The organism is Candidatus Poriferisodalis sp. (assembly GCF_965208895.1).
Taxonomy (GTDB): domain Bacteria; phylum Actinomycetota; class Acidimicrobiia; order Acidimicrobiales; family Poriferisodalaceae; genus Poriferisodalis.
This window is the reverse complement of sequence record NZ_OZ242363.1, coordinates 393,590-406,395: the sequence shown is the minus strand read 5'-3', so window position 1 is coordinate 406,395 and position 12,806 is coordinate 393,590. Positions and strand designations below refer to the sequence as shown.

8 protein-coding genes are annotated in these 12,806 nt (G+C 68.5%); 2 read left to right on the top strand and 6 right to left on the bottom strand.

Annotated elements, in window-relative coordinates; all coding sequences use genetic code 11:
- Positions 1-2 precede the first annotated feature (2 nt).
- The 6 genes from ACOGJB_RS01895 to ACOGJB_RS01870 form a co-directional block, all read right to left on the bottom strand.
- Positions 3-1,538 (bottom strand): trimethylamine methyltransferase family protein, encoded by a 1,536-nt coding sequence (locus ACOGJB_RS01895; RefSeq protein ID WP_419839145.1) that lies wholly within the window; start codon positions 1,536-1,538, stop codon positions 3-5.
- A gap of 67 nt (positions 1,539-1,605) precedes the next feature.
- A complete protein-coding gene (locus tag ACOGJB_RS01890) occupies positions 1,606-3,870 on the bottom strand; it encodes an ASKHA domain-containing protein (protein ID WP_419839144.1) in 2,265 nt (754 codons plus the stop codon).
- A gap of 10 nt (positions 3,871-3,880) precedes the next feature.
- On the bottom strand, positions 3,881-4,810 hold the full coding sequence (locus ACOGJB_RS01885) for a dihydropteroate synthase (protein WP_419839143.1): 930 nt from the start codon (positions 4,808-4,810) through the stop codon (positions 3,881-3,883).
- Complete coding sequence (locus ACOGJB_RS01880; RefSeq protein ID WP_419839142.1) at positions 4,807-5,670, bottom strand: DUF1638 domain-containing protein; 864 nt, start codon at positions 5,668-5,670, stop codon at positions 4,807-4,809. The genes ACOGJB_RS01885 and ACOGJB_RS01880 overlap by 4 nt, the downstream gene beginning before the upstream one ends.
- 12 nt (positions 5,671-5,682) lie before the next feature.
- On the bottom strand, positions 5,683-6,405 hold the full coding sequence (locus ACOGJB_RS01875; protein WP_419839141.1) for a corrinoid protein: 723 nt from the start codon (positions 6,403-6,405) through the stop codon (positions 5,683-5,685).
- A 370-nt stretch (positions 6,406-6,775) separates the two neighbouring features.
- Positions 6,776-8,488: a proline--tRNA ligase gene (locus ACOGJB_RS01870; RefSeq protein ID WP_419839140.1), complete on the bottom strand. Its 1,713-nt coding sequence runs from the start codon at positions 8,486-8,488 to the stop codon at positions 6,776-6,778.
- Between the two features lie 298 nt (positions 8,489-8,786).
- Between ACOGJB_RS01870 and ACOGJB_RS01865 the strand changes: the two genes are divergently transcribed.
- Both ACOGJB_RS01865 and ACOGJB_RS01860 read left to right on the top strand, forming a co-directional pair.
- The gene (locus ACOGJB_RS01865; protein WP_419839139.1) at positions 8,787-12,362 is read left to right on the top strand and encodes a DEAD/DEAH box helicase; all 3,576 of its coding nucleotides are present in this window, start codon (positions 8,787-8,789) and stop codon (positions 12,360-12,362) included.
- The gene (locus ACOGJB_RS01860; protein WP_419839138.1) at positions 12,359-12,772 is read left to right on the top strand and encodes a hypothetical protein; all 414 of its coding nucleotides are present in this window, start codon (positions 12,359-12,361) and stop codon (positions 12,770-12,772) included. Before ACOGJB_RS01865 ends, ACOGJB_RS01860 begins: the two co-directional genes overlap by 4 nt.
- Positions 12,773-12,806 lie beyond the last annotated feature (34 nt).

The window sequence follows — 12,806 nt, the reverse complement described above, 5'->3', positions numbered from 1 at the left end:
CACTAGACGATCGCGTCTGGCTCCTCAGCCTTGCGCTTGGCGATGTACTCGCGCAGCTCGGCGTCGATGGCATCGTCGATCGGCGGCGGTTCGTAGTCGGCGAGCATCTGCTTCATCACACGATTGGCGCGCTGGGCTGCGTCGGGCGAGCCTTCGTCGGCCCATTGCTCGAAGCTGTTGTTGTCGGCGATCGCCGATTGGTAGAACGCCGTCTCGAAGTTGGCCAACGTGTGCGGGTGGCCGAGGAAGTGATCGCCGTGGGGGTTGGTGATGAATGCCTCGACGGCTTGGCCATTGGGTGTCATGTCGACGCCCTTGGCATAGACCTCCATCATCCCGAGCTGGTCGGCGTCCATGATGAGCTTCTCGTAGCTCAGCGTCAGGCCCCCCTCGAGCCAGCCCGCGGCATGCAGCACGAAGTTCACCCCGGCGGCCATGGTCGGCAGCAGCGTCGATGCCGACTCGTAAGCCGCCTGTGCATCGGGTGCCTTGGAGGAGGTGAACTGTCCTCCGGAACGGAACGGCACGCCGACTCGCCGCGCCAGCTCGGCCATCACATAGATCGCCAGACCCGCCTCAGGCGTTCCGAATGTCGGCGCGCCCGTTGCCATCGACATCGACGAGGCGAAGGTGCCGAAGATCACCGGTGCGCCCGGCCGTACCAGCTGGCAGAAGGCCATGCCCGACAGTGCCTCCGCCAGCGCCTGGGCCGACAGCGCTGCCACCGTCACAGGAGACATGGCGCCCGCGAGGATGAACGGCGAGATCACGCACGCTTGGTTGTGCCGCGCGTAGACCTCGGCCGCACCGAGCATGGTGGCATCCCAGCGCAACGGCGACGACGCATTGATCAGGCTCGTCAGCACCGTTCGGTCAGCCAGTTCGCCGCCGAAGGCGATACGGCAGAGCTCGACGGAGTCGCCGGCGCGCTGGGCGGCAGTCACCGAGCCCATCAGCGGCTTGTCGCTGTAGCGCAGGTGCGCGTACACCATGTCGAGGTGGCGCTTGTTGACCGGGACATCCACCGGTTCGCACACCGTGCCGCCGCTGTGATGCAGGTGGGGCAGCATCCACACCAGCTTCACGACGCGCTCGAAATCTGCCAGGGTGGCGTATCGGCGGCCATCGTCGAGATCGGCGACGAACGGCGAGCCGTAGTTCGGGACGAACACCGTGGCATCGCCCCCGATCGGCACGGACCGCGCAGAATTGCGAGCGTGCTGGGTGTAGGCGGTCGGCGCGTTTGACTGGACGATCTGGCGGCACATCCCCCGCGGGAAGCGAACCATCTCGCCGTCGACGTCTGCACCGGCGTCTCGCCACAGCTCCAGCGCCCGGGGGAAGTCCTGGAAGGCCACGCCGACCTCGGACAGGATCGTCTCGGCGTTCTCCTCGATCTGCGCCAAGCCGGCCTCATCCAGCACGCTCACTGGGGGCAGCGACCGCCGCAGGTGGGTGTTGACGGCCACATCTGCCGCAGTGCGCTGGGCCTGGCGGGCTGCGCGGCCGCCTCCTCGACGTCGTGTTCGCTCAGTCATGGTTGCCTGTCATCGTTGCTTGCTGCCTTCCGGTGCAGATCGATCTCCTGCATACCAAGAGCGTGCGTCATCGTCGCCGCCGCTGCCGTGAACGGCGTGAGGACCGGTCACCGGGCACTCCGTCGGGGGCATCGGGACTCGCTCGTGGCGGCAGCGCAATCACCGTCGAGAGCTTCGGCGAGGGGGCCGTCGCGTGGGGGAGTGCCATGGCTGCCACGAAGAGTTCCTGAAATCGGGGCTCGGTGGCGGTCTCGATCTTGCGGATGCTGCGGACGACTCGTTCCATCTCGGCACGCTGGGTGCCCGACAGCAGTGCGCGCAACGCACCCGTGCCCGCGGCGTTGCCCACCGATCGAACAGCATCGGGGTCGCAGTCGCCGATGAGACCGAGCACCATCGCTCTGGTGGGGTCGATATGGGCTCCGAAGGCTCCGGCGAGCTGCACTCGATCTGGCGCGGCAATGCCGGCGCGTTCGCAGAGCAGATCGATGCCGGCGCGCAGCGCTGCCTTGGCCAACTGGACCGCTCGAACGTCATTCTGGGTGATGGTGATGGTCGGACCAGCGGTTCCCTCGGGCGGTTCGTAGAGCACGAATGACGAGGTGCGGCCATCGGAGATCACGCGTGATGCCCGTTCGCCCTCTCTCGACGGCTCAGCGATGGCGCCGTCGGATGACAGCACGCCGGCGAGGTACATCTCGGCGATGACTTCGATGATTCCGGATCCGCAGATTCCCGTGACGCCTGCGGCTGCACTGCGAGAACCGGCTGCGACCCGCTGCTCGATCGCCTCAGCGAAGCCGGGCTCGTCGGACCACAGATCGCAGCCGATGACACGTATTCGGGGAGCCCACGTCGCCGGATCGACGCGCACCCGTTCGATCGCACCCGGCGTCGCACGCTGCCCATGGCTGATCTGGGCGCCCTCGAACGCCGGGCCGGTCGGGCTGGATGCTGCCCACAGACCCGCTGAGCTGCCCAGCACGATCTCGGCGTTCGTGCCCACGTCCACCAGCAGGGTGATGGCCTCGTCGCGGTGCGGGCCCCCGGCGAGCACTGCCGCCGAGGTGTCCGCGCCGACATGGCCCGCGATTGCGGGTCCCACGTACACCCGCGCTGCTGGGCACGCAAGGCCCAGCTCGGGCGCTTCGAGCTCGACGGCAGCGTCGGTGGCCAAAGTGAACGGCGCCTGTCCGAGCGGGGTCGGATCGATGCCGAGGGCGATGTGGATCATGATCGGGTTGCCGACGAGCACCACCTCGAGCACGCCGGCCGGATCTGTGCGGGCTGCCTCACAGAGCTCGCCCGTCAGCGACGCCAACGCGTCGCGGACCAGCGAAGTGAGCTCGGCTGCGCCGCCCGGGTTCATCATCACGTAGGAGACCCGGCTCATCAGGTCGTCGCCGAGGCGTATCTGAGGGTTCATCCGACCTGCCGAGGCAAGAATCTCACCGCTGTGCAGATCGGTCAGGTGACCAGCGAGCGTGGTCGAGCCGATGTCGATGGCGATGCCGAGTGCGGCTGTCACCACATCGGGCCACACCGCCGAGATCATGCCGATGCGCTCGGGCCGTGCAGGCTCATCCCCAGATGGCCCCCGATGCCGGGCCCCGGGCCCGTCTGGCACGCTCCAGCGAACGGCCACGGTCACCAGCCGGCCGCCAGCCTCATCCGGAGTACCCGCTGCGACCGATGCGTGGAGTGCCCCCAGCGCGCCGGGCAGTACCCCGGCGAGCCGGACGTCCCACTCGTCGGCTACGCCGTCGATCACGATTTGCGCGAGGCCGCGGCGCTCATCCAGTGTCGGTGGCGGCACGGTGACCACATGCAGGGTGGACAGCGGGTCCAATGCGATGTCGCCGACGTCGACGGTCTTGCGCACCACCGGGCCGTGCAGCTGGCTGTCGGGCGGTACGTCGACGACGACGTCTGCCTGCACGAGCGCCTGGCAGCCCAGCCGTGATTGCGGACCGAGCGGCCGGCGGCCGCCGTACGCGGCTTCGGTTACACCTGCGGGGCTGAGCGCCTCGAGGCCGGCAGTGATGGCCCATTTGGGAAACGAACCCACCGAGGGGACAACCTGGCAGCGGCCGCAGATGCCGCGCCCGCCGCAGACACTGTCGAGATCGACGCCGAGTTCACGAGCAGCGTCGAGCACCGTGATGCCCGCGCTCACGATGCCCGTGCGCCCCGTCGGGGTGAACACCACCGTGCACGCAGGCGGGCTGGCTGGGGGCTCGTCGCCGCCTTCCGCGCTGGGCGCGCCGATCTCCTCGGTATCCATCACTGAGGCCGAAGCGGCATCGGCGGGCGGGGGCGGGCCCGGCGGCATCGGGGCTCCGTCAGCCGGTGCGAGCGCGACGTCCGCCCCGCCGCCGGGGCCGATCGCCCGCCGCTCCGCCGCCGGCACCGTTCGCGCCCACGCTGGCGCGGTCGCGGTGTTCAGAGATCCACGCGGCGCAGTTCTGGTCGTTGCCCGCCAGGACGTCGCCGGCCATGACGGCTGCCTTCACGTCGGCGTGGAGTGGGTTCATGATGGCCGAGGTCAAGCCTGCGCCGATGGCCATCGCCAGAAAAGTGCCGGTGATCACGTTGCGGTTGGGCAGGCCAAAACTCACGTTCGAGGCGCCGCACGTGGTGTTCACGCCAAGCTCGTCACGCAGGCGCCGCACAAGCTGGAACACCTGTCGCCCGGCAGTCGCCATGGCTCCGATCGGCATCACGAGGGGATCCACCACCACGTCGTGACGGGGGATCCCGTAGTCAGCCGCCGTGTTGACGATGCGTCGTGCCACCTCGAAGCGCACGTCGGGGTCTTCGCTGATGCCCGTCTCGTCGTTGGAGATCGCGACAACGGCTGCCCCGGCACGGGCAACCAGCGGCAGGACGCGTTCCATGACTTCGAGCTCGCCGGTCACCGAGTTGATGAGCGGCTTGCCGACGTATGCGTCGACGCCGGCCTCCAGCGCCTCGATCACCGAGGAGTCGATGCTGAGCGGGACGTCGGTGACCGACTGGACGAGCTTGATTGCGGTCGCGAGCATGGCCGGCTCGTCAGCGAGCGGTACGCCGGCATTGACATCGAGCATGTGCGCACCGGCGGCGACCTGGGCGAGCGCATCGGCCTCCACCCGGCTGAAGTCGCCCGAACGCATCTCCTCTGCGAGCATCTTGCGGCCCGTCGGATTGATGCGCTCGCCGATCATGACGAAAGGACGGTCGAAGCCGATGACGGCCTCGCGCGTCGCGGAGCTGATGACGGTGTCAGTCACGACGCGGTCCGCTGCATCGCGCCGCCGCCGGCTGGCGCCGTCGACGGGCGCGCCGGCGGTTCGAGGCTCACCGAGGTGACTGCATCGGCCAGCTCGCCGTAGCCAGTGCGGACGACCTCCAGCGGCAGGCCCAGCCGCTGCGCCCCGGCTCGAGCACAGGCTTCCACCCGGGCGCGTTCGGTGTCGTCGCCGGTCTGGGTCAACAGCACGACACGCCGGTAGTTGCCGAAGTACATCTCGGCCAGCTCGGGATGGTCGGCGATGCCGAGGCCGTTCCACACCAGCAGGTCGAAGTGACGGGCCAGGTAGTCGGTCAGGTAGAACGTGGCCGGCTCGTCGTCGCTGAGCCGGGCGAAGTCGGCCGCCCCGGCGAAGAACTCATAACAGTGCGCGCCGGGTACGCGGGTCATGGCCGGACCGTTGCCTGCTGCGTGGGCCCGTTCGAATTCAGCGCACAGGACGTCGATTGCGCCGGCGCTGCCGCAATCGCCGTAGCCGAGCAGGATCCGCTCGTAGGTGCGACCTTGCTGGGACAGCCGGTCCAGCCGGGCGCGGACCTCGCCCGCGATGTACGCCGGTCGATTGTGGAGCTTGGCGGGAAGGCACTCGACGTCGATGCCGCGGCCTTCGCCGTCACTGGCGCCCTTCACCAGTGCCTTCAGCTCATTGGCCAAGGCGCCGCAGCCCAGCACCAGCACACCGCGCGACGCGCCAGCAGCGCCGGGGCTCGCAGCCGGGCGGCCCACGGGCCGCGCCGACGCTTGGGCGCGAGCGGCCTCGGCAACCCGGCGGGCACGTGAGCGCCGGCGCCGGGGAGTGCTCGAGTCAACGCTCGACGCCGTATCGGAGGTGGATGTCATCTCACGCTCATCTCACGCTGCGGCGGCACGTCGGGCCTTGATGAGGTCGGTTGCTGTCTCGGCCGCGACCGCAGCATCGCGGCAGTACGCGTCCGCACCGACGGCCTCGCCGAATTCCTGGTTCAGCGGGGCCCCGCCGACGATGACCAGATAGTCCTCACGCAGGCCCTGCTCGATGAGCGTATCCACGACAACCTTCATGTAAGGCATGGTGGTGGTCAGCAACGCCGACATGCCCAAGATGTCGGGCCGATGCTCGGCGAGTGCGCCGAGGAACTCGTCGACGTCGGTGTTGATCCCCAGATCCACGACCTCGAAGCCGGCCCCTTCGAGCATCATCCCCACCAGGTTCTTGCCGATGTCGTGGATGTCGCCTTTCACGGTGCCGATCACGATCTTGCCGATCGGTTCGGCTCCGGTTTCCGCCAGCAGGGGACGCAGAATCGCCATGCCGGCTTTCATGGCGTTGGCCGCCAGCAGCACTTCGGGAACGAACAGGATCCCGTCGCGAAAATCGATGCCGACAATGCGCATGGCTTCCACCAGCGCCTCATTGAGGACCTTGTCGGCCCCCCAACCGCGTCCGAGCAACAGCTCAGTGCCTTCCACGATCTCGGGTCCGAGCCCGTCGTAGAGATCGTCGTGCATCTGGGCGATGAGGTCGTCATCGTCGAGGGCTGAGAGGTCGATCTCCTCTTCAGCATCGGCGCTGTCGACGGTTGCCGCATCGGCCATGGGTTGCCCCCTCGCCATTGTCATGACGCTTGCCGGGCACCCCCGTCCCGGTCGGCTGTCCAAGATTCAGCGTGGCGTCCTGCGGCTGGGCCGTTCCACTCAGTTGCTTCACTGAGTCAAATTGCCATGTTGCTGTTCCGCATAGTGGAACTGTGCCGCAGAACGGTACGGGAGTACGGTACCACGATCCTTGCGGGAACGTGGACATGCGAGGGCACGAATTCGGCGCAGAATGCACTGGTCCGCCGCCAGGTAGCTGAGGCCGAGCGGGCAGCCGAACCTTGCCGTTGTCGCACGAGTTGTTTCCCGCTCTTGTTCCCCATCTTCATGCGATTGGGCTCACGGGCCGCTCGGGCCACGGCTCCGCCTCTCAGGCGCGATGGGTGCCGACCTCTGCGGCTGTCACGGCCACCGCCTCGTCCACTGAGACCAGGCGTGTCTCGCGGGTCGAGCGCCGCATGAGTTCCACGTTGCCTTGCGCCAGGCTGCGAGCACCGACCGTGACCCGGTAAGGGACGCCCACGAGTTCCGCGTCGGCGAGCTTCACCCCCGGCCGCAGCGGCCGATCGTCGTAGAGGCAGTCGACGCCGAGAGCTGCCAGCCCGCTCCGGAGTTCCTCGCCGGCCGCCGACTGCGCCTCATCTGAAGCATCCAGAACGGTGATCACCACCTCGAACGGAGCGACAGCGACAGGCCAGCACAGGCCTCGCTCGTCGTGATGGGTCTCGGCCACGGCTGCCATGGCTCGTCCGATGCCGATGCCGTAGCTTCCCATGATCGGGGTCTGAGCGACACCGTTGTCATCGAGCACTGACACCCTCATCGCTTCGCAGTAGGTGCGGCCCAGCTTGAAGATGTGGCCCGCTTCGATGCACCGCACGATCTCCAGCGGGTTGCCGCAATCGACGCAGTCCTCGCCCGCAGCAACCTCGCGCAGGTCGGCCCAGCGAGGGTCGATGATGTCGCGCTCCACATCCACACCGCGCACGTGCCAGTCGTCGGCATTGGCGCCGGTTGTCATGGATCTGCGGCCTCGCAAGGCCTCATCCGCGTAGATCGGCAGGTGGTCGATGCCGACCGCGCCGAGACTGCCGGGGTTGGCGCCGAGCTCTGCGAGTGTCTCGGCGGCAGTGGCGGGTCGCACGTCGATCGCGCCGCTGGCGTCGGCCAGCTTCTGCAGATTGAGTTGGTGATCGCCCCGCAGGACCACGAGCGTGAGTTGATCGTCGAGGACCATCACCATCGTCTTGATCTGCCGGTCGGCCGGCGCACCTCCCTCGAAGGAGACCAGCGCCTCGATGGTGCGGATGCCCGGCGTCGCGAAACGCTCAGGCGCGTCGCCGGCGGGCGGGTCGTCGAGGGACGGCACTGCTGCGCGGGCGCGCTCGATGTTCGCTCGGTACCCGCAGCGGCTGCATCGAGCCACATCGTCCTCGCCGGCAGGCGACGCCACCATGAACTCGACGCTGGCATCGCCGCCCATGGCGCCCGAGGAGGCCTGCACGGCCATGACCTCGAGGTCGAGTCGTTCGAAGACCTTGTGGTAGGCCTCACGGTGCGCCTCGAATGAATCCTCGAGACCGGCTTCGTCCATGTCGAAGCTGTACGAGTCCTTCATCATGAACTCGCGTACGCGCAGCAGGCCGCTGCGCGGGCGCGGCTCGTCACGGAACTTCGTCTGGATCTGGTACCAGGTCTGAGGCAGTTCTCGATACGAGCTCATCTCCGCCGCAAGCGTCGCAAAGACCTCCTCGTGCGTCATGCCCAGCACGACGTCGGCGTCGTTGCGATCGCGCAGGCGAAACATCTCCGATCCCATGACACCCCAGCGCCCGCTGCGGCGCCACAGATCGCCGGGGTGCATGGCAGGCAGCAGGAATTCCTGCGCACCGATGGCGTGCATCTCTGCGCGCACGATGTCGGCCACCTTGTTGTGCACCCGCAGACCGAGCGGCAACAAGCTGTAGTGCCCGGAGTGCAGCTGGCGGATGAATCCGGCACGCACGAGCAGTTGGTGGCTCGCTGCGGTGGCGTCGCCAGGCGCGTCGCGCAGCGTCGGGATGAACGAATCAGACCATCGCATTCGACGCAGGGTAAGCGGGCAGCCGTTCACATGGTGCGACCTTCCACCGAGACCGCTCCAGTGCGGTGCCGGCACATGCGTTGCGATGTGCTGCGGCTCCAGTACCCTCAGCCAGCGTAACCGATGACTGCACACCGGCGACCGTGTCGCGGACGTGCAGGCTCGGCGGCGGACCGGGGTCACAGCGCCGAACTTGGTGGCTGTGTCCGCAGCGGGTCCTGCATCGACGGTTCGGGTCATGCCCCCCGCGCAGCCCGAACGGGCGCCGCAGTGCACCCGCCGGCCCCCTCATGACTCGATGAGCGACGACGACTCACCTTCTCCGGTTCCGCACCACGGCGCGCCAGCGCTTGAGGAGTTCGCGCCTGCACACGGTGTCGCCTCCAACGGTCACGTCTACGGATCTGGCGAGCCGTCCAACGGCGACGCGCGATCTGCGCTTGCGTCGATGCGCTGGTCCCAGATCGCCCGTCTCGTCTGGGCGGAGGCGCAAGGCACAGCGGCCCAGGCCGAGATCGCCACCCTCTCCACGGATTCGCTGCGATGGGAACGAGTCCTGCTGGACTTGCTCGACCAGACCGAGGCCTCCGTGTCGGAAGCTCGCCGGCTGCCGCGGCCGGTCCGGCGACAGGTGGTGCGAGATTTTGAGACCGATTTCGCCGAACTCGCCGCGGCCTATGAACGCCTGACCGGCCTCGACGCAAGCGAGTCGCCGCAGGATCCAGCACCGGGTCCCGCACCCGCCGATGCTTCCGCCGCTGGGCCGGTTCGAGAATCCGCTGCACTGCAGCTGTCATGGCAGCCAGGACGGATCATCGCCTGGGCCGCTGGGGCCGGTACCGAACCCGACCCCACTGATCGAGTCATGGACCGCCTCGTGGCCACCGGCGCACCCGACAGCGTCTGGCGCCCTCACCCGAACATCAAGCTGCCCGGCGGCATCAGCGCGGAAGCGCTCGTGGCTGACGTCGGCGACGTCTTGGGATGGCTGGTCGGCCTCGATGGGCCCGTCGCAGGCCGCTCGGGCGAAACGGGCGATGCGGCCGATGCAGCCCCGACGTATGCGGAGGTCGCTGCCGGCAACGGTGTGCGGATCGACGACGAGTCGCTGCACGGCAACGAGCAGCTCGACAGCGCCGCGCAAGGCGCAAACGACGAGCGCCTGCTCGGCGTCAGCGCGCTGTGGCTTCGAACTGCAGCGCGCACGGCGGTGGAGCTCGTAGCAGGGGGCCGCACCGTGCCGCGCCTGCACCGTGTTCGCAAGCGTCGCAATCGCAAGCGGCCTGACACGGCGGAATTCTCGGTCCAGTGGCAGCCGGCCTCACCTCCCGCCGACCGGCTGGCTGGCCTCATTGAGTGCCTGCCCGGTGCGGTCGCAGCGCCCGAACCCAAAGCAGAATCTCGCACGACGGTGCAGTCGGCCCTGTCGGGGATGGTCGACGCCATCGTGACCAGCGCCGCGAAGCGGCTCGACGTGCCTGCCGCCTCGCCCGAGCCCCGGAGCCGGGCGGAAATGGCAGAGGCCTTCCTCGCGTACCTCGATGGCACCCGTTTCGTCGGGTCGGCGACCCAGGGCTCGGATCTGGCCCGTCGCATCGAGCTGTGGGCGCGGCCGGTGACTACCGCCGCCCGCCAGTCGCTGGTGGTGCGGCTCGACGAGCCCGACGACGCCGGGGCTTGGCACATGGAGGTGCTCGCCCTCAACCCCGAAGGCGTGACCGAGCCCGTCGAGGTGGCGATGGTGAGCGGCGTCAGCTCGCACCGCACCGAGGTGCGTGATCAGCTCACTCGCCTCGAGCGGCTGCTGCCGGTGCTGATGCGCCCCGGCGGCAAGCGGCGCGGCGAGGTGGTGCTGAGCCAGGACGAGGCATGGGAGCTGATGTCGGTCATCGGCCCGGCGCTGCAATCGGCGGGCTTCAAGGTTGAGGTGCCGAACCTCTCCCGGGATCGCCCGGCCCCCTCACTGCGGCTCACCGCGATCGAGGATGCCGACAGTGCACTTGGCGCGCAGCAGCTCACCGCGGTGAGCTGGACAGCGGTCTTCGGCGATGTGGAGCTCACCGCGGCGCAGATCCAGGAACTGGCCTCACAAGCGCGGCCGCTCGTGCGCGACCGGGGCCAGTGGATCGCACTGGATCACGCAGACCTCGCCGAAGCGGCCGCAGCACTTGCCGAGCGTGCAGAGGTCACCAAACTCACTGGTTCACAGATGCTGCGCCAGGTGCTGGGGCTCGAGGGCCCATCAGTGCGGGGCGGCATCACCATCTCGGGCAGTGGTTGGGCAGCCGACCTGCTGCGCTCTGCGTCAGACATCTCCTCTGCGCCGCGTTCGGCGCCAGCTGGCTTCGTCGGCGAGCTGCGCAACTACCAGGCCGAAGCCGTGGCGTGGCTGGAGTTCCTCGACGGCGCCGGGCTCGGCGGCTGCCTCGCCTTGGACATGGGCCTGGGGAAGACCCCCACGGTGCTCGCTCGCATCTCCGCAGATCGGCGGCAAGCCCCCGCCCTGGTGATCGCGCCGCCGGCCGTGGTGGGCAACTGGGCGTCCGAGACAGCGCGCTTCACACCTGGGCTGTCGGCCATCATCCATCACGGTCCTTCCCGGCGCGAACCCGCAGAGCTCGTGCGGGCACTGCGTGAGGGCACTGGTGCGCACGCCGACGGGCAGATCGACGTGGTGATCACCACCTACGGCACTGCCGTGCGCGACATCGAAGCGCTGTCGGAGGTGACCTGGGACCGGATCGTGGTCGACGAGGCGCAGGTCATCAAGAACCACACCAGTGAGACCGCCAAGCAGCTTCGCCGGCTGTCTGCCCGGATCCGGGTCGCCCTGACCGGCACCCCGATCGAGAACGGGCTCGGCGACCTGTGGGCGATCATGGACTTCTGCAATCCCGACCTGGTGGGCGCGCGCGCACCGTTCATCGCGCAGCTGCAGCGTCCCGGCGATGCACGCGGCGCCGCCGAATCGGCCCTGCATGCGCTCAACGGCGTGCTGGTGTTCCGCCGCACCAAGGCTGAGCCGCAGATTGCCGCCGAGCTGCCCGACCGCATCGACGAGATCGCGCACTGTGCCATGACGCCCGAGCAGATCGGCCTGTACCAGGCCGTGCTCGACCAGCTCATCGTGGACACCGCACAGAGCGAGCAAGCGGGTGAGAAGCGCAAGGGCGCTGTCCTCGCAGCGATCACTGCCCTCAAGCAGATCTGCAATCACCCGCTCAACTACCGCCCCGACGACATCGACGACGAGATCGAGGGGCGAAGCGGCAAGCTCGAACGGCTGCACGAGATCCTCGAGGCGGTGTTCTCGGCGGGGGAGCGAGCGCTGGTGTTCACGCACTTTGCCACCTGGGGCGAGCGCCTGGCCACCCATCTCACCCGAGAGACCGGATACCAGATCGACTGCTATCACGGCGGACTGGGCCGCTCCGCGCGTGATCGGATGGTGCACCGTTTCCAGACCGAGGACGGACCTGGGGCGATGGTGCTGTCGCTCAAGGCGGGAGGCACGGGTCTGAACCTGACTGCCGCGAGCCATGTGGTGCTCTACGACCGTTGGTGGAACCCTGCGGTCGAAGACCAGGCCCGTGACCGGGCTTGGCGCATCGGCCAGACACGCACCGTCATCTGCCACCGCCTCGTCTGTCCGGGCACCGTCGACGAACGGGTGGAAGAAGTCGTCGCAGGCAAGCGGCGCATCGCAGACATGGTGCTGCCGAAGTCGAGCTCCATCGGCGACCTCAACGCCGAGGAACTGCGGAACGCCTTGGGCATCGATTCCGATGCACTCCTTGCCGACGACCCCGAAGGAATCGACTCCAGCGCGCCGGCGCCGACGAGCCTGGCACTGGTCGGCGGGGGCGGATCATGAGCAATCGGCGCCGGCGCAAGACCTCGCGCACTCGCCGCATCGACGGCGCCGAGGTCCAACAGCGCCAGGCTGCCGAGGCGAGCGCAGCGTTCTGGCATGGCACGGCCGTCTCGGCGGCACCGTCGGAACAGGCTGACGCCGTTGGGGGTTCAGCCGCATCGGCGGCGACCAACGCCAGCTTGGCACCGGCGACGCCGCCGGACATCCTCACCGAGACCCGTCCGATCTCGGTCACGACGGATCCGACGTCGACCGTTCGGTCGCTGGGCAAGCCGCCGCTCGCGGGTCGCGAGACTGTCGCGGAGCACTATTTCGAAGCTGTGTATCAGCGCGCCGTGGCCATGGCCGGGGCGCTTGCTGCAGCAGGGGGCCTACTCGGGACCGACGGCGACAAGCCCGCGGAGACCTGACCGCCCAAACCAGGCACGCAGTACCTGCCCAGCG